We start from the raw sequence: 17,453 nt of genomic DNA on the forward strand, positions 1-17,453 counted from the left end.
TTCAGACAATTATTTTAAAAATTAGGGTCTGCAAAAAGCTCTGAATTGCCTGTGGATGAAATCTGGACAATTTTCCCACAAACGACTAATACCCAGTTAGCTCACATTCGCCTGACAAGTTGTGCACAGGCTTATCGACAAGACTCATCCCTTCAATACCTGCAGCAATACGTGCAGGTCGTGGTTCAGTTCGTTTTCCTTGGTGCGCAGCGAATCGATGGTTTTGACGGCATGAATGACCGTGGTGTGATCACGGCCACCGAAGGCATCACCAATTTCCGGAAAACTGTGCGACGTCACTTCGCGGCATAGCCACATCGCGACCTGACGCGGCCGGGCAATGGCTCGCGTCCGCTTCTTGGAAAAGAGATCGGCAACCTTGATCTTGTAATAGTCGGCCACCGTTTTCTGGATGTTGTCCATGCCGACGTTGCGCACTGAACCGATCAGGTCCTTCAGGGCTTCCTTGGCCAGGTCGAGGGCGATGATCCGCCCGTGGAAGGAGGAATAGGCCAGGACCTTCTTCAGCGCCCCTTCCAGTTCGCGAACATTCGAACGCAAATGTTTGGCAATGAAGAAAGCGACTTCGTCATCCAGTTGCAGCCCTTCGGCCTCGGCCTTTTTTTTCAGAATGGCGACCCGCATTTCCAGTTCCGGCGGTTCGATCTGGACTGTCAGCCCCCAGTCGAAGCGGGTGACCAGACGGTCGTCGAGGCCGTTGATGTCCTTCGGATAGGTATCGCAGGTGATGATGATCTGCTTGCGGGCTTCGATCAGCGCATTGAACAGGAAGAAGAACTCTTCCTGCGAGCGGTTCTTGCCATTGAAGAACTGCACGTCGTCGAGCAGCAGGACATCCAGCGTCCGGTACATGCGCTTGAAGGTATCGAAGGATTTTTGCTGATAGGCGCGCACGACGTCGGAGTAATAGTCTTCCGCATGCACGTAGCGGACGATCTTTTCCGGGTTTTCCTTGAGGATGGTGTTGCCGATCGCGTGAATCAGGTGGGTCTTGCCGAGACCGGCGCCGCCATAGATAAACAGCGGGTTGTAGGCGCCCCCCGGATTGTTGGCGACCTGCACGGCAGCTGCCCGGGCCAGGTCGTTGGCCTTGCCGACGACCAGATTGTCGAAAGTGAACGACGAGAAGAGCCGGGATTTTTCGTAATTGCTGCCCTTGCCGCGTCCTTTCTCCACAGTACCGCCCTGGGTCGCCGGTGTAGACGACGAAGCGGGGATGCCGGCCAGGATCGGGCGCGGTGCATCGGCGGAGGCGGCACTGACCTTGCTGCTGCCGATGATCAGGTCGATGCTGATCGGCTCGGCAAAGAAGGTACGGCTATATTCTTCGATCCGGCCGAGATAGCGGTCGCGAATCCATTTCAGGATGAAGCTGTTCGGAGCGATCAGGCGCAGACCTTCCTGCGGCGTATTTTCACCTTCGAGCCGCAGTGGCTTGATCCAGGTATTGAATTGCTGCGCGGGCAATTCCTGCTCAAAACGCAGTAGACAAGATTCCCAGAAACCAGCCATCGAAACCTACACTCCTTGCCGCATTGCCCAGGCGACCTGGATTGCGGTTTTAACTATATGATTTATTTGTTATTTTTATAACAAAATCGGCGGCCGATTGGCCGCCTTGGGAAGGCCGTATTCTACTCGTCATCCACACGGTTATCCACAGCTTTGGCAAATAATTGATCTTGACAAGACAAGTGAAAACACGGTGTAATCACGTGTTTTTCTTAGCACATCAAGGGATTACCAACATGAAACGCACGTATCAACCGTCGGTCGTGCGCCGCAAGCGCACCCATGGCTTCCTGGTTCGTATGCGCACCAAGGGTGGCCGTGCAGTTATTGCTGCTCGCCGCGCCAAGGGTCGCAAACGTCTGGGCGTTTAACCCGGACGTTCGGCGGGGTGGCACAAACCTTCGCCAGACGCTATCGCCTGACAAAAACGGATGAGTTCTCATCCGTTTTTGGTTTCAGGAAGGCGATTCGCGGGAAATTGCTGATGCTGCATTATCAACCTCGGGCTGAAGGCTTTACGGAGCCGCGGCTCGGGTTGGTGGTCGGCAAAAAGCTGCTCAAAAAGGCAGTCGACCGCAACAGGGTCAAGCGCATCGTCCGCGAGCAGTTTCGCTGTCTGCGCGAGAGCCTGCCGGCCTGTGACCTGATCGTTCGTCTGGCAGTAAAACCGTCATCACTTGACGGTAAACTGCTGGCCGGCGATTTTGTCGCCCTGCTGGACAGACTGCGTCGGCCAAAACCGAAGCGGGATGAATGATGAAACGCATATTGATCGGCCTGTTTCGCGTCTATCAATATGCGATCAGTCCCTTTTTGGGACGACGCTGCCGTTATTTTCCGAGTTGCTCGGAATATGCGGTGGAAGCAGTACAGAAACACGGTGCCATTAAAGGTGGCTGGCTCGGCGCCAAGCGCGTCTGCCGCTGTCACCCATGGCATCCCGGCGGGTACGATCCCGTACCCTGAATCAAGAATATTTACGTAGGCCGTTCATGGACACTCGACGCCTGATACTGGTTTTGATCTTCACGTTCTCCAGCTTCATGCTGTGGGAAAACTGGCAGAAGTACAACCAGCCGAAGCCGGCCGCCGATACCGTAGCCGCCACTCAGGCCGCCGGTGCTGCGCCCAAGCCTTCCACTACCCTGCAGCCTGGGGCCGCGCCCGGGACGCCCGTCGTTCCGGCTGGCGTTGCCGCCACGGCCGAAACCTTCACGATCAGCACCGACCTGCTGAAGGCCACCATTTCGCCACAAGGTGGCGACCTGGTCGGTCTCGAACTGCTCAAGTACAAAGAACACGACGACAAGGAAAAGACCTTCGTTCTGTTCGACGCCAAGCACCAGTACATGGCGCAAAGCGGCCTGATCGGCGACGGCCTGCCCACCCACCGCTCGGTATTCAAGCGGGTTGCCGGGGCCACTACCCTGGCGGACGACGCCCAAGAACTGAAGGTTCGTCTGGAAGCTGAGGCGGCCAATGGCGTCAAGATCGCCAAGATCCTGACCTTCAAGCGCGGCTCCTATGTCATCGACGTCGCCTGGGAAATTACCAACGGCAGCGACAAGCCGCTGGCGCCGCATGCCTACTTCCAGTTGCAGCGTGACGATGTCGTCCCGGCCGGCGAAACCAAGATGGTATCGACCTTTACCGGTCCGGCCGTCTATACCGAAGCCAACAAGTATCAGAAGGTCGATTTCAGCAATATTGCCGATAACAAGGCGAAGTTTGCCAAGACGGCCGACAACGGTTGGCTGGCCATGGTCCAGCACTATTTTGTCTCGGCCTGGGTGCCGAAGGACAAGACGCCGCGCGAGTTCTACATGCGCAAGCTGGAAGGCAGCAATGCCTATCAGGCCGGCCTGATCGTTCCGGTCAGCGAAATCGCGCCCGGTGCCAAGTCGGAAACCTCGGTCACGCTGTATGCCGGTCCGCAGGAACAGGCCGCGCTGAAGCAGATCGCGCCCGGTCTCGACCTGGTCGTCGATTATGGCTGGCTAACCGTTGTTGCCGCCCCGATTTTCTGGGCGCTGCAGGCGATTCACAGCCTGGTCGGCAACTGGGGCTGGGCCATCGTTGTCCTGACCATCATCCTGAAGGCGATCTTCTTCCCGCTCTCCGCTGCTTCCTACAAGTCGATGGCCAAGATGCGCGTCCTGACGCCGCGCCTGGCACAACTGAAGGAACGCTACGGCGACGACAAGCAGCGTCTGAATCAGGAAATGATGAAGATGTACCAGACCGAAAAGGTCAATCCGCTTGGCGGCTGCCTGCCGATCGTGGTCCAGATTCCGGTCTTCATCGCCCTCTACTGGGTGCTGCTGGGTGCCGTCGAAATGCGCGATGCACCGTGGATCCTGTGGATCAAGGATTTGGCTTCGGCTGACCCGTACTACATCCTGCCGGTGCTGATGATCATTTCGATGTTCATCCAGACCAAGCTCAACCCGACGCCGCCGGACCCGATCCAGGCCAAGGTCATGATGCTGATGCCGCTGATCTTCGGTGTGATGTTCCTGTGGTTCCCTGCTGGTCTGGTGCTGTACTGGGTGGTCAACAACGTACTGTCCATCGCCCAGCAGTGGCATATCACCCGGGCGATTGATGCCGGTAGCAAGGCTGCCAACGACGCCAAGGCCTAAAGTGTGAAGTCCGACACCATCGCTGCCATCGCCACGGCCCCTGGCCGTGGTGGTGTCGGCGTTATCCGCATCTCGGGCAGCAATTTGCTGCCCTTTGCTTTTGCGCTGACCGGCAAGACGCCGAAGCCGCGTTACGCCACCCTGGCCGATTTCAAGGCGGGCGATGGCACGGCGATCGACAGCGGCTTGCTGCTCTACTTCCCCGATCCGCATTCCTTCACCGGCGAAGATGTGCTCGAACTGCAGGGCCATGGCGGCCCCGTCGTCATGCAGATGCTGCTCGCCCGCTGTCTTGATCTCGGCGCCCGCCTCGCCGAACCCGGCGAATTCAGCCGCCGCGCCTTCCTGAATGGCAAACTCGATCTGGCCCAGGCCGAAGCCGTCGCCGATCTGATCGATGCCGCGACAACCAGTGCTGCCCGCTCGGCGGTGCGTTCGCTGCAGGGCGAGTTCTCCAAGGCCATCCACGGCCTGACCGACGAACTGATCAACCTGCGCATGCTGGTTGAAGCGACCCTCGACTTTCCCGAAGAAGACATCGATTTCCTCAAGGCGGCCAATGCCTTCGGCCGCCTGGAAAACCTGCAGATCCGGCTGGCCGAGGTCTTCGACCGGGCCGGTCAGGGCAAGCTGCTACAAGCGGGCCTGCACGTCGTTCTGGCGGGGCAGCCCAATGTCGGCAAATCCTCCCTGCTCAACCGGCTGGCTGGCGACGATCTGGCCATCGTGACGCCGATCGCCGGTACGACGCGCGATGCCCTACGGTCGACCATCCAGATTGAGGGAATTCCGCTACATATCATCGATACCGCCGGTCTTCGGGAAACCGAGGACGAGGTCGAGAAAATAGGTATCGAGCGCAGCTGGCGTGAAATCGAACGCTCCGACGTCGTTCTGCTGCTGGTCGATGCCCGCAGCGGCGTCAGCGCTGCCGACCGCGAAATCCTCGACCGGCTGCCGGAACGCCTGCAGCGCATCACCGTTTATAACAAGATCGACCTTTCCGGCGCCCAGGCCGAACGCCACGACGAAGCGGAAACTACCGCCATCGCGCTGTCAGCCCGTTCCGGCGATGGCATCGAATTGCTGCGCCAGGAGCTGCTGCGCATCGCCGGCTGGCATCAGACAGAAGATGTCTTCATTGCCCGCGAGCGCCACCTGCGGGCGCTGGCGATGGCCCAGGAGCATATCGCGGCAGCCCGCAGCGTTGTCGAAAGCGCCCTGCCCGCCCTGGAACTGTTTGCCGAAGAACTCCGTCTAGCCCAGCATGCCTTGGGTGAAATCACCGGCGAATTCACCGCCGACGACCTTCTGGGCGTGATTTTCAGCCGTTTTTGCATCGGCAAGTAAGCCCTTCCGCTGGTCCACAAAGCCCGTATTCCGTCGCCTTGAAAGCCTGTGCACAACTTGTCAGTGCTTTGGGGGTTAATGCGAGCTTTGTGGATTGTGGAAAAATTGTCCACATTTCATCCACAGCTGATTCAGAGCTTTCTGAAGAGCCTGATTTTGATTTCAAGTTGCTGAAAATAAATTGAATATTTGACTTATCCACAGAACAGTTCCTGAGATAGTCTTCGTAGACTGTTTTTATATAGTTCTTATTAAAGAACAAAGGCAGCGACTTTCCGATCCTTGAAAGCCTGTCTTTCCCAGCAACTCATTTTCTTGCAGGCAAAAAGTGGAATTTTTGGAAAGCGGATTGCTGGCCCTGGTTCTAGCGGCATTTCTGGCCGGGGCAATCGATGCGGTGGTCGGTGGGGGTGGCCTGATCCAGATTCCGGCCTTGTTTGCCGTGCATCCGGGCGAATCGGCGGCAACCCTGTTCGGCACCAACAAGTGCGCCAGCGTAGTGGGCACGGCCAATGCCACCTGGCGCTACGCGTTGCGGGTCAAAATGCCGTGGCGAACCATCCTGCCGGCCGCCATCGCCGCCTTTGCCTTTTCCTATCTCGGTGCGGCGGCCGTCGCCTGGTTGCCAAAGGACGCCATCCGGCCGCTAATCCTGCTGCTGTTGATTCTTGCGGCGGTGTACACACTGAAACGTAAGGATTTCGGTCAGTTGCACCGGCCGGCCCATGCCGGACCGCAGGAACTAATCTATGCCGTGCTGCTGGGTGGCGTCATCGGCTTCTACGACGGCTTTTTCGGGCCGGGGACCGGAAGTTTCCTGATCTTCCTGTTCGTCCGCTTTTTCGGCTTCGATTTCCTGCATGCCTCGGCTGGCGCGAAAGTGGTCAATGTGGCGACCAATCTGGCCGCCCTCGCCTACTTCATGCCGAACGGCTATGTCCTGCCCGTTCTCGCACTGACCATGGCGGTGGCCAATGTCAGCGGCTCGATGGCCGGCACCTGGCTGGCGCTGAAGCATGGCAGCGGTTTCGTCCGCCAAGTCTTCCTGGTCGTGGTCGGGGTCCTGATCGTCAAATTCGCTTGGGATACCTTTAGGCTTTTGTAATTCTTTTTCCTGAACCGATGCCAGGAAACTATTTCTAATAAAATTCAGTCACTTCGTTCGGGGAAGAATTCATGCGCATCACACTCGTTCATCCTGCCGGTTTCAATTTTGTCCCCGGCCAGCCGGATTTTTCGGTGCTGGCCAACCGGATGGCGCCAATCGGCATCATGCAACTGGCGTCCTGGCTGGAGAAGTTTGGCCATAGCGTGCAACTGCACGACTGTCTCGGCCCTTATGCGCCGCCGACCATCGCCGAAAATGCCGAAATCGTGCTCGCCACCGAGCCGGAGATGGTCGGTTTTTCGGCGACGACTTCCGGCTTCATGGATGCGTTCGAGATTGCCGCCTACATTCGCCAGCGGCGGCCGGAGATCAAGATCACTTTCGGCAACGTTCATGTCTCGTCGATCGGGGCGCCGATCCTCGAACAGTTCCCGGAGATCGATTATCTGGTGATCGGCGAAGGCGAAGGGGCATTCCTTGATCTGGCCGACGGCAAGCCGCTGAAAGAAATCGGCAACCTGATCTACCGTGACGAGACTGGCAAGATCCGCATCAACCCCCGCCGCGACCGCATTCTCGATCTCGACGAACTGCCCTTCCCGGCCTACGAAAAACTGGCCGGTTTTCCGCATGCTTACCATCTGCCGCTGTTCGCCTACGAAAAGCGCCACGGGGCGACGATGATCACCTCACGCGGCTGCCCCTATACCTGTTCCTTCTGCGACCGGACGGTGTTCGAGCGGTTGTACAAGACCAACTCGGCGCAATACACCTACGACCACATGAAGTACCTGCGGGATAACTTCGGGGTCTATCACATCAACATGTACGACGATCTGTTCACCGCCAAGAAGCAGCGGGTGATGGATCTGTGCCAACTGTTGATCGACAAGCCGCTCGGCATCCAGTGGAACTGTGCGATCCGTACCGGCCATACCTCGGACGAAATGCTCGCCAAGCTGAAACAGGCCGGCGTGCTGATGGTCTCGATGGGCATCGAATCGGCCGATCCGGGGATGATGGAACGCCACAAGGCCGGCGTCACGCTCGATGCGGTGCGCGATACGGTGCGCCAGATCCACGCTGCCGGGATGCGCGCCAAGGGCCTGTTCATTTTCGGCATGCCCGGCGAAACACCGGAAACCGTCAAGGTGACCAGCGATTTCATCCTGTCGCTCGAACTCGATGAAATGAACATGACCAAGTTCAGCCCGCTGCATGGCGCGCCGATCTGGGATGAATGCGTTTCCGGGGTGTCCGGCGAGATGATCGAAGACTGGCGACTGATGAACTGCCTGAATTTCGTCTTCCTGCCGCACGGCTTCAAGTCGCGCGAGGAAATGGACGCGCTATACAACTGGCACGTCAAGCGCTTCTACAACAGCAAGGGCTATCACCGCCGCTTCGCCAAGCGCCTGTGGGCGCACCGCTGGAGCCTGTGGCATGTCCTCAAGCACTTGCCGGAAACCATTGCCGCGGCCCGCTACTTCAGCGCCAACAAGGAGCAGTTGGAAAAGGCCAAGCGCGAATTCACGCTGCACCCGCGTCAGCCGGTCGGCCTGCAGCCTTTCCTCAGCCCGGAGTTGCAGGTCGATAACATTGTGTCGATGTCGCCGATCAAGCTCTCCCGCCGCGAAGTGATGAAAACGGTGCTGTCGGCCGTCGAGGAGGGATCCGCCTGTTGTACGCCGCCGGAATTGCAGGCAGCGGTATAATTTCGGCCCCGGGGGGTTTCAAAATGATAAACAAAAGCATTTTTGGCCATTTTTCACTGTTAACCGCAGCACTCGTGCTGGCATCGCTGGTCGGCTGCAAAGGCTCCGATAGCAAGCCGGACGATGGCAAACCGGCGGCAGCGGCCAAGCAAACCTTCCAGCGCAGCGGCTATGCCTGCTGCAATCTGCATTACGAAGGCGACTGGATCAGCGATTCGAACCTTGCCCAATTGGCTTTCATCCCGGCCGGGACGCCGATCAATGTCAAGAAGATCGATGGCTACCGGGCCTATGTCGAAGTCGATGGCAAGCCGATGCGCCTCGGCCACGACTATGGTCGGGCACAGGAAACGACCGAACAGTGGGTCAGCAAGATCGTCGTCCTCGATGACCCGAAGGCCAGGATCGCCAAGTTCCCGCCGACCGTCCGCAAGGCGATCGAAGCCGGCAAGCTGATGAAGGGGATGACCAAGGAACAGGTCGTCATCGCGGTCGGGTATCCGCAGACCAATGAAAACCCGAATCTGGACGGTCCTTACTGGCGTTACTGGTGGTCGAGTTTTGGCCCCTATTACGTCTATTGGTCCGGCAACAAGGTCAGCAAGATCGACGGTCACTCGGAAACCGTCGGTTACATGACTTACAAAGGCAAATAATAATTCTTCGCCACCACAGAGAAACGAACAGGCTCTAACCCATGGAACAGCAAGCGAAGAAAATTGAACGCCAGACATGCGATGTGCTGGTCATTGGCGGCGGCCCGGCCGGGACGACCGTCGCGCCGCTGCTGGCCGAAAAAGGCTACAAGGTGGTGCTGCTCGAAAAGGCGCGCCACCCGCGTTTCCATATCGGCGAATCGCTGCTGCCGGCCAACCTGCCGCTGTTTGAGCGGCTGGGCATCGCCGATCAGGTGAAGGCGATCGGCATGGAAAAATGGGGCGCCGAATTCGTTTCGCCGCAGCACGACATGTCCCAGACCTTTCATTTCGCCGATGCCTGGGACAAGTCGATGCCTCACGCCTACCAGGTCAAGCGCGCCGAGTTCGACACCATCCTGATCCGTAATGCCGCGGACAAGGGCGTCGAGGTGCATGAAAACTGCAAGGCCAAGGCGGTTGATTTCCAGGCCGACGACACGGCCGTGGTTAGCGCCCAGCATGACGACGGCCGCAAAGTCGAATGGCAGGCCCGTTTCGTGGTCGATGCCTCGGGGCGCGACACTTTCCTGGCCAACCGTTTCCAGATCAAGCACCGCAACCCGAAGCACAACAGTTCGGCGATCTACGGCCATTTCAGCGGCGCCAAGCGGCACGATGGCCAGGCTGAAGGCAATATCACCATTTTCTGGTTTGACCATGGCTGGTTCTGGTTCATCCCGATGATGAACGACGTCACCAGCATCGGCATGGTGACTTGGCCGTACTACATGAAGACCATCGGCGAGCGCAGCCTGGAGCAGTTCCTGCGCGATGGCATCGCGATGTGCCCGGGGCTGGCCGAACGCTTGAAGGACGCGAAACTCGAAACCAAGGTCGAGGCGACCGGCAATTTCTCCTATGTCTCCGAACGCAATCACGGCGCCAACTACCTGCTGCTCGGCGACGCCTACGCCTTCATCGATCCGGTGTTTTCGTCCGGCGTGATGCTGGCGATGAACAGCGGCGTGATCGGTGCCGAGGCGATCGATACCTGCCTGAAGACACCGGCCAAGGCGGCCGCCGCGCTGAAGCGTTTCGATGCATTGATGAAGCACGGGCCGAAGGAGTTCTCCTGGTTCATCTACCGCGTTACCAACCCGATCATGCGCGACTTCTTCATGTACCCGAAGAACATTTTCCGGGTCAAGGAAGCGCTGCTCTCGGTGCTGGCCGGCGACATTTTCGGCAAGACACCGATCTGGCGTTCGATTTGGATGTTCAAGGTGCTTTACTACCTAGCCAACATCTTTCAGCCGAAGCGCGCCTTCATGGGCTGGAAGCGTCGGAATTTCAACATCCGTCCGGTCGACGTGCCGCCGGTCTATAACGCCTAGTGAATCTCCAGCTTTTTTCCGATCTGCCGCTGGCCGATCTGCCCGATGCCGTTGCCGGCGGGGCGGATCGGGTGCTGGGCGGTGCCCGGCTCGGTCAGGCCAGCCCCGGGCTGGCCCCCGGCTGGCCGGTGCAGGCCATTGCCGCGCCGCTGCTCGGCAAGCCCGACGACAGCCTGCAGGAAATCTGGCGTTGCGATGCCGCCTGCGCGGCCGGCGAAAGCGAGGGCATCCGCTGGCGGCGGGCCGGTAATCTGCTGTACGGCGTGATCGAACTGGCGGAAGCCGATTTTTCGCCGACCCCGGTGGTTTCCGCCTTGCAGGCAGCCAGTGCCGAAGCCTACCGGCGCATTTTCCGGCTGCTCGATGCGCAGCGCCTGCCCAATCTGTGGCGGGTCTGGAATTATCTGGCCGGGATCAACCAGGAGGTCGATGGCCTGGAGCGCTACCGCCAGTTCAACATCGGCCGTCAGGACGCCTTCCTCGAATTCCGGCGCGGCGCCACCGGCAACGTACCGGCCGCCTGTGCCCTCGGTGTCGCCGAGGGGCCGCTGAGCATTGCCTTCATGGCCGGCGATACGCCGGCGGTGCCGGTCGAGAATCCGCGCCAGGTCAGCGCCTACAACTACCCGGCCGAATACGGTCCGCGCAGCCCGACCTTCTCGCGGGCGGCGCTGGTCTATCTGCCGGGTCAGGAAATCCTGTTCATTTCCGGCACGGCGAGCATCGTCGGGCACCGTACCGTGCATCCGGACGATGTTGTCGGCCAGTGTCGCGAGTCGCTGGCCAACGTTGCGGCTGTGGTCGCCGAGGCCAACCGGCTGGCGCGAACGACGGCCTACGGGCTGGACGAGTTGTCCTATCGGGTCTATGTCCGCCAGGCCGAGGATTTTCCGCTGGTGCGCGAAACGCTGGCCGGGCTGATCGGCGACACGGTCGAGATTGTCTATGTCCAGGCCGATATCTGCCGGCACGACCTGTTGCTGGAAATCGAGGCGATGGCCTCGCACACTCTGGAGACTTGCGCATGAATGCGGCCGGCAAAACCCTGGTGGCCATGCTGGCCGGCCTTGCCCTGATGCCAAACGCGGTACGCGCCGAGCAGCAGGAAAAGCCGCTCTGGGAAGTCGGGGCCGGAGTGGCTGCCTTCAGCTTTCCCGCCTATCGCGGTTCGGACCAGACCAATAATTTCCTGCTGCCGGTGCCGCTGGTCACCTATCACGGCGACTTCTTCAAGGCCGACCGGCACGGCATTCGCGGCAGTTTCTTCGATTCCGACCGGGTCGACCTGACGGTTAGCCTGGCCCTGTCGCCGCCGGCGAGCAGCGAGGATATCAAGGCCCGCAGTGGCATGAAGGACATCGAAGGCACCTTCGAAATCGGGCCGCAGATGGACTTCACCTTCTGGCGCTCGGAAAATCGGGCCCGCTTCGTCAAGCTGCTGATGCCGCTGCGTGCCGCCTTCACGGTCGAGAGTTCGCCCAAGGACATCGGCTGGGTGTTCCATCCCAAGCTGAACATGGACATCACCGACCTGCCGAACATGCCGGGCTGGAACCTCGGCCTGCTGGCCGGCCCGCTGTTCGGCGACAAGCGCCAGCACGCCTACTACTATTCGGTCGATCCGCAATACGCGACGGCCAGCCGCCCGGCCTACGAGGCCAAGGCCGGCTATGCCGGCATGCAGTACCTGGTCGGCCTGTCCAAGCGCTTTCCGAAATTCTGGGTCGGCAGCTTCGTCCGCTACGACAACCTGAGCGGCGCCACCTTCGAGGACAGCCCGCTGGTCCGCCAGAAGGACTATTTTGCGGCCGGCCTGGCCATTTCCTGGATCATCAGCGAGTCGTCCACCCGTGTGATGGTCAATGACTGAGTTGCGGCGGCCGGGCAATCCCTGGTGGATTACCTATGAATATGGCGCCATGCTGCTCGGCCTCGGCACGTTGGCCCTGCTCTGCCTGAGCTGGTTGCCCTTCGCTCTGCTCCTTTACCCGCTGCTGCCGCGCCGGCTCGGCCAGGCGCTCGGCCGGGCGACGATTTCATTCGGTTTCCGCCTCTATTTGCGCATCCTGACACTGTTTTGCGGCTGCCGCTTCGATCTGTCGGCACTCGACCAGCTGCGCGACGACGGGCCGCTGATCCTTGCTGCCAACCACCCTTCCCTGCTCGACGCCGTGCTGATCGTTTCGCGGCTGCCCAACGTCGTCTGCGTCATGAAGGCGGCGTTGATGGACAACCTGCTGTTCGGCGCGGCGGCGCGGCTGGCCCGCTACATCCGCAACAATGCGCCGCTCGAAATGATCCTCGGCGCGCGTGAGGAACTGCAGGCCGGGGCACAACTGCTGATCTTTCCCGAAGGGACGCGCACCGCCAATTTCCCGCTCGACGCCTGTTCGCCGAGCGTCGGCCTGATTGCCGGGCGCAGCAAGGTGCCGGTGCAGACGCTGCTGATCGAGTTTTCCACCCCTTACCTGGGCAAGGCCTGGCCGCTGTTTCGCCGGCCGACCCTGCCCCTGCACGTGCGCATCCGGCTCGGCCGGCGTTTCCCGCCCGCCGCCAATGCCCAGGCCCTGGCCGGCGAACTGGAAGCCTACCTGCGTCACGAGCTGGAAAATGCCCCGCCCACCATGTCGACCGCAGCTGTCCTTGCCTGACCTCATTTGATGCCCGAAACCTCCGCCACCCACCTCGTTCTGATTCCCAGCTACAACCCGGGGCCGAAAGTGCTCGCCACGGTACGCGCGGCGCGGGCGCAATGGACGCCGGTCTGGGTCGTGGTCGATGGCAGTACCGACGGCAGCGCCGCCCAGTTGCAGGCGCTGGCCGCCGAGGATGCCGGCTTGCGGGTCATCGTGTTGCCGGAAAATCGCGGCAAGGGTGCCGCCGTGCTCGAAGGCATCACGCAGGCGGCCGCCGCCGGCTTCACGCATGCGCTGACCATGGATTCCGACGGCCAGCATCCGGCCGAGCTGATTCCGGCCTTCATGGCCGCCTCGCAGGCGCAGCCGGCGACGATGGTGCTCGGCAAGCCGGTTTTCGCGGCCGATGCGCCGGCGCTGCGTGTCAATGGCCGCAAGGTGTCGAATGGCTGGGCCAACCTCGAAACGCTGTGGATGGGCATCGGTGATTCGCTGTACGGTTTCCGCGTCTATCCGATCGCCCCGCTGCGGGACATCATGCAGCGCAACCGTTTCATGCGCCGTTTCGATTTCGATCCGGAAGCGGTGGTCCGCCTGTGCTGGGCCGGCGTCAGGCCGCTCAACATCGACGCACCGGTGCGCTATTTCCGGGCCGATGAAGGCGGTGTATCGCACTTTCGCTACCTGCGCGACAATACGCTCTTAACCTGGATGCATACCCGGCTCTTTCTCGGCTTCCTGGTCCGCCTGCCAGTGCTGCTCTGGCGCCGCCTGCAATCAACCACCTGAATGCTGAAGACATGAGCGATTCCTCCAGCCGCGCCGCGGCCATCAAATCCGATCCCCGCCTGCAAGCCTATTTCGACGGCGAGGATGAGCGACGGGCGGCGACCCGTGCCATGTTCGACCAGGCGGCCGGCGGCTATGACCAGGCCGAGCGGATCACGGCGCTGGGCAGCGGCGCCTGGTACCGGCGCGATGTGCTGCGCCGCAACGGCTTGAGCAAGGGCATGACGCTGCTCGACGTCGCCGCCGGCACCGGCCTGGTGGCCGCCGAAGGGCAGCGCCTGATCGGGCCGGAAGGCCGCCTGCTCGCCCTCGACCCGTCGCCCGGCATGCTCGCCGAGCTGCGCAAGAAGCTCGATGTCGAAACCATCGAGGCCTACGCCGAGTCGATTCCGCTGCCCGACAATCATGTCGATTTCGTCTCGATGGGCTACGCGCTGCGCCATGTCGGCGATCTCGACCTCGCCTTCGGCGAATATCACCGCGTGCTGCGTCCGGGCGGCCGGGCCTGCATTATGGAAATCAGCCGGCCGCAGAGCCGCCTTGGCCGCCTGGGGCTGCGCGCCTACATCGGCGGGGTGGTCCCCTTCCTGGCCCGGCTGACGCGCAGCCAGGCCGACGTCAAGCTGCTCTGGGAGTACTACGGCGACACCATCGAGCTGGCCATCGAGCCGGAACGCATCCTCGACGCCATGCGCCGGGCCGGTTTCGTCGATGTCGAGTGCTCGGTGACCTTCGGCGTCTTCCGCGAATACCTCGGCCGCAAGGCCTGAGCATTTTTGCCCTTTTTCAGGTGTTGACCGCCGGAGTCCATATTTTTCGATGAATACCACCGAAATCTTCCTGATCGCGATGACGATCATCTTCACCGTGCCCTACCTGATCTGGCGGCTCGGCAAGACCGACTATTACGCGCCGCTGGTCGTCGTCCAGATCATCACCGGCATCCTGCTCGGGCCGGGCGTGCTCGGCCGCGCCTTCCCCGATTACTACAGTTTCGTCTTCACGCCGGCGGTGATCCAGTCGCTGAACGGCATTGCCTGGTGGGCGGTGATGCTGTTCGTGATGATCGCCGGCATCGAACTCGACCTCAAGAAAGCCTGGGCCCATCGCCGGGAGAGCTCGATCACCGCCGGCCTGGCACTCGGCATGCCGTTGCTTTTCGGCTGTGGCGCCGCCGGCGTCCTGCTCCTGAACGACGGCTGGATGGGGCCGCGGGCGCTGACCTGGCAATTCGTGCTCGGCGTCGGCATGGCCTGTGCGGTGACCGCGCTGCCGATCCTGATCCTGCTGATGGAAAAGCTCGAAGTACTGCGCCAGCCGATCGGTCAACGCATCCTGCGCTACGCCAGCCTCGACGACATCGCGATCTGGGGCGTGCTGGCGCTGATCCTGATGGACTGGGAGCGGATCGGTCGCCAGGGCGCCTTCCTCGTCGCCTTCGCGGTCGCCGCCTGGCTGTTCCATCACCTGATGCAGCGCCTGGCCGAGCGCGACCGCTGGTACGTCGCCCTGATCTGGCTGGCCGTGGTTTCCTTCGGGGCCGACTGGGCCGGCCTGCACTTCATGGTCGGCGCCTTCCTGGCCGGGGCGAGCATGGAAGCCGAGTGGTTCAATCAGGAAAAGATGGACCAGCTGCGCCACCACGTACTGCTCGTCATCATGCCGGTCTTCTTCCTGAGTACCGGCCTGCGCACCAACTGGGCGCTCGGCGGCGAAGCGGTCTTCGTCGGCGCGGCACTGCTGCTGCTCGCCTCGATCGCCGGCAAGCTGCTCGGCGTCCGGCTGGCCGGCCGCATCCTGAACTGGGCGCCGGGCGAAGCAAGCATCATCGGCTGGCTGCTGCAGACCAAGGCGCTGATCATGATCATTTTCGCCAACATCCTGCTCGACAAGCAGATCATCACCAGCGAAGCCTTCACCGCGCTGCTGCTGATGGCGGTGGTCAGCACCATGCTGACCGTGCCGGTGGTGGCGCCGAAACTGGCCCGGCTGAAGGAACTGATCTTCCGGACTAGCTGAGGCTTTTGGGGGCGGTTTCCGACCAATTCGACCTGCCGTTTAGGCCATCAAGGACTGAACGGCAGGTAACAACGATAAAATCGGCGCTGTTTTCCAGGCCAGCGAATCCGAATGACAACAACAGAAAGCCAGATCGAGCAGGATTTCATCGCCAAGCTCAAATCCCTGAAATACGCCTATCGACCGGAAATTCGTGATCGGGCATCGCTGGAAGCAAATTTCCGTAAACATTTTCAGGAACTGAACCGGGTCAGCCTGAGCGACAGTGAATTCGAGCGCCTGAAGGATGATCTGGTCACCGCCGATGTCTTTGCCGCCGCGAAACGCCTGCGCGAAATCAACAGCTTCGAGCGCGACGACGGCACGCCGCTGTTCTACACCCTGGTCAACATCAAGGACTGGTGCAAGAACACCTACGAAGTGGTGAACCAGCTACGCATCAACACCGACAACAGCCACCACCGCTACGACGTGGTGCTGCTGATCAACGGCGTGCCGGTCGTCCAGGTCGAACTCAAGACCCTGGGCGTCAACCCGCGCCGGGCGATGCAGCAAGTCGTGGAATACAAAAACGACCCCGGCAACGGCTACACCCGCACGCTGATGTGTTTCATGCAGCTCTTCATCGTCAGCAACCAGCGCGAAACCTGGTATTTCGCCAACAACAACACCCGTCATTTCAGCTTCGACGCCGACGAACGCTTTCTGCCGATCTACCAGTTCGCCGACGAGAGCAACGAGAAGATCAACCACCTCGCGCCCTTCGCCGAGAAGTTCCTGGCCAAATGCACGCTGGGCGAAATGATCAGCCGCTACATGGTGCTGGTCGCCAGCGAGCAGAAGTTGATGATCATGCGCCCGTACCAGATCTATGCGGTGCGCGCCATCGTCGATTGCATCCACCAGAACCGGGGCAACGGCTACATCTGGCACACCACCGGCAGCGGCAAGACGCTCACCTCCTTCAAGACCTCGACCCTGCTCAAGGACAACCCGGACATCGAGAAATGCCTGTTCGTGGTCGACCGCAAGGACCTCGACCGCCAGACGCGCGAGGAATTCAACAAATTCCAGGCCAATTGCGTCGAGGAAAACACCAACACCGAAACCCTGGTCCGCCGGCTGCTTTCCACCGACTACGCCGACAAGGTCATCGTCACCACCATCCAGAAGCTGGGCATCGCACTCGACGGCAAGGACGGCGAAGGCCACACGCTGCGCGCCACCACCGATACGCCTTTCTTCCACCATGTCGCCATGTTGAGCGAGTTGCATGCCGCCAGCTTGAACGGCGCGCTATACACCCACCACTTCAATACGCTGCGCAGCATTCTGGAGAAAACGGCGAACTTCTTTGGGCACGATGATTTTTCGGAATGCCTGGGCACCTCGGGTGACGAAGGTTTGCACGCCCGTGCCTTGAACCTGTTGAGCCATGGCAAGTATTCGCTCTACGAACCGCGCGAGATGCTGGAAGACAACAAGGCACTGTTCACGGAAATCCTGAATGGCTTTCTGGCGCGCTATGCCTTTGCCTTGCCCGAGCTTGCACCAGCCGTCGCTCAGGCTCAACCTGCCGTAGCAGAGGTCGTGCAATGACCGAGCGAGTGATTCTCTACACGGTGTGTA

Annotated in this window: 17 protein-coding genes; 16 read left to right on the forward strand and 1 reads right to left on the reverse strand. The window is 60.6% G+C overall.

Features of this window, described 5'->3' with window-relative positions:
* Window positions 1–144: 144 nt before the first annotated feature.
* On the reverse strand, window positions 145–1,533 hold the full coding sequence (dnaA, locus tag AT959_RS16810) for a chromosomal replication initiator protein DnaA (protein ID WP_066885560.1): 1,389 nt from the start codon (window positions 1,531–1,533) through the stop codon (window positions 145–147).
* A 236-nt stretch (window positions 1,534–1,769) separates the two neighbouring features.
* On the opposite strand from dnaA, the gene rpmH reads away from it, so the two are divergent.
* The 16 genes from rpmH (at window position 1,770) to AT959_RS16880 (ending at window position 17,423) form a co-directional block, all read left to right on the forward strand.
* Window positions 1,770–1,904, forward strand: coding sequence for a 50S ribosomal protein L34 (gene rpmH, locus AT959_RS20685; protein ID WP_083518461.1), 135 nt, complete (start codon window positions 1,770–1,772; stop codon window positions 1,902–1,904).
* Between the two features lie 17 nt (window positions 1,905–1,921).
* Window positions 1,922–2,290 carry a ribonuclease P protein component gene (gene rnpA, locus AT959_RS16815; protein ID WP_066885563.1) on the forward strand — a complete coding sequence of 123 codons (369 nt, stop codon included), beginning with the start codon at window positions 1,922–1,924 and terminating at the stop codon, window positions 2,288–2,290.
* On the forward strand, window positions 2,290–2,499 hold the full coding sequence (gene yidD / locus AT959_RS20690) for a membrane protein insertion efficiency factor YidD (RefSeq protein ID WP_083518489.1): 210 nt from the start codon (window positions 2,290–2,292) through the stop codon (window positions 2,497–2,499). Before rnpA ends, yidD begins: the two co-directional genes overlap by 1 nt.
* Before the next feature lie 26 nt (window positions 2,500–2,525).
* Window positions 2,526–4,175, forward strand: a complete 1,650-nt coding sequence (yidC, locus tag AT959_RS16820) for a membrane protein insertase YidC (protein WP_066885566.1) — start codon at window positions 2,526–2,528, stop codon at window positions 4,173–4,175.
* Between the two features lie 3 nt (window positions 4,176–4,178).
* Window positions 4,179–5,525, forward strand: a complete 1,347-nt coding sequence (gene mnmE / locus AT959_RS16825; protein WP_066885568.1) for a tRNA uridine-5-carboxymethylaminomethyl(34) synthesis GTPase MnmE — start codon at window positions 4,179–4,181, stop codon at window positions 5,523–5,525.
* A gap of 349 nt (window positions 5,526–5,874) precedes the next feature.
* Window positions 5,875–6,630, forward strand: a complete 756-nt coding sequence (locus AT959_RS16830; RefSeq protein WP_088179003.1) for a sulfite exporter TauE/SafE family protein — start codon at window positions 5,875–5,877, stop codon at window positions 6,628–6,630.
* Between the two features lie 71 nt (window positions 6,631–6,701).
* Window positions 6,702–8,348 carry a B12-binding domain-containing radical SAM protein gene (locus AT959_RS16835; RefSeq protein WP_066885574.1) on the forward strand — a complete coding sequence of 549 codons (1,647 nt, stop codon included), beginning with the start codon at window positions 6,702–6,704 and terminating at the stop codon, window positions 8,346–8,348.
* A gap of 74 nt (window positions 8,349–8,422) precedes the next feature.
* Entirely contained in the window at window positions 8,423–9,004 is a 582-nt protein-coding gene (locus AT959_RS16840; RefSeq protein ID WP_153130258.1) for a hypothetical protein, read from the forward strand.
* 41 nt (window positions 9,005–9,045) lie between these two features.
* Window positions 9,046–10,380, forward strand: a complete 1,335-nt coding sequence (locus AT959_RS16845; RefSeq protein WP_066885579.1) for an NAD(P)/FAD-dependent oxidoreductase — start codon at window positions 9,046–9,048, stop codon at window positions 10,378–10,380.
* Window positions 10,380–11,408 (forward strand): chorismate transformation FkbO/Hyg5 family protein, encoded by a 1,029-nt coding sequence (locus AT959_RS16850; protein ID WP_240481867.1) that lies wholly within the window; start codon window positions 10,380–10,382, stop codon window positions 11,406–11,408. The genes AT959_RS16845 and AT959_RS16850 overlap by 1 nt, the downstream gene beginning before the upstream one ends.
* The gene (locus AT959_RS16855; RefSeq protein WP_066885582.1) at window positions 11,405–12,250 is read left to right on the forward strand and encodes a MipA/OmpV family protein; all 846 of its coding nucleotides are present in this window, start codon (window positions 11,405–11,407) and stop codon (window positions 12,248–12,250) included. Before AT959_RS16850 ends, AT959_RS16855 begins: the two co-directional genes overlap by 4 nt.
* Window positions 12,243–13,031, forward strand: coding sequence for a lysophospholipid acyltransferase family protein (locus AT959_RS16860; protein ID WP_066885584.1), 789 nt, complete (start codon window positions 12,243–12,245; stop codon window positions 13,029–13,031). The genes AT959_RS16855 and AT959_RS16860 overlap by 8 nt, the downstream gene beginning before the upstream one ends.
* A 9-nt stretch (window positions 13,032–13,040) precedes the next feature.
* Window positions 13,041–13,805 (forward strand): glycosyltransferase family 2 protein, encoded by a 765-nt coding sequence (locus AT959_RS16865; protein ID WP_066885587.1) that lies wholly within the window; start codon window positions 13,041–13,043, stop codon window positions 13,803–13,805.
* Between the two features lie 11 nt (window positions 13,806–13,816).
* Window positions 13,817–14,575 carry a class I SAM-dependent methyltransferase gene (locus tag AT959_RS16870; protein ID WP_066885590.1) on the forward strand — a complete coding sequence of 253 codons (759 nt, stop codon included), beginning with the start codon at window positions 13,817–13,819 and terminating at the stop codon, window positions 14,573–14,575.
* Between the two features lie 49 nt (window positions 14,576–14,624).
* On the forward strand, window positions 14,625–15,824 hold the full coding sequence (locus AT959_RS16875; RefSeq protein ID WP_066885593.1) for a cation:proton antiporter: 1,200 nt from the start codon (window positions 14,625–14,627) through the stop codon (window positions 15,822–15,824).
* A gap of 111 nt (window positions 15,825–15,935) precedes the next feature.
* Window positions 15,936–17,423: a type I restriction endonuclease gene (locus tag AT959_RS16880; RefSeq protein WP_169795481.1), complete on the forward strand. Its 1,488-nt coding sequence runs from the start codon at window positions 15,936–15,938 to the stop codon at window positions 17,421–17,423.
* Window positions 17,424–17,453: the final 30 nt, after the last annotated feature.

Source organism: Dechloromonas denitrificans (assembly GCF_001551835.1).
In the GTDB taxonomy this organism is placed as follows: Bacteria; Pseudomonadota; Gammaproteobacteria; order Burkholderiales; family Rhodocyclaceae; genus Azonexus; species Azonexus denitrificans.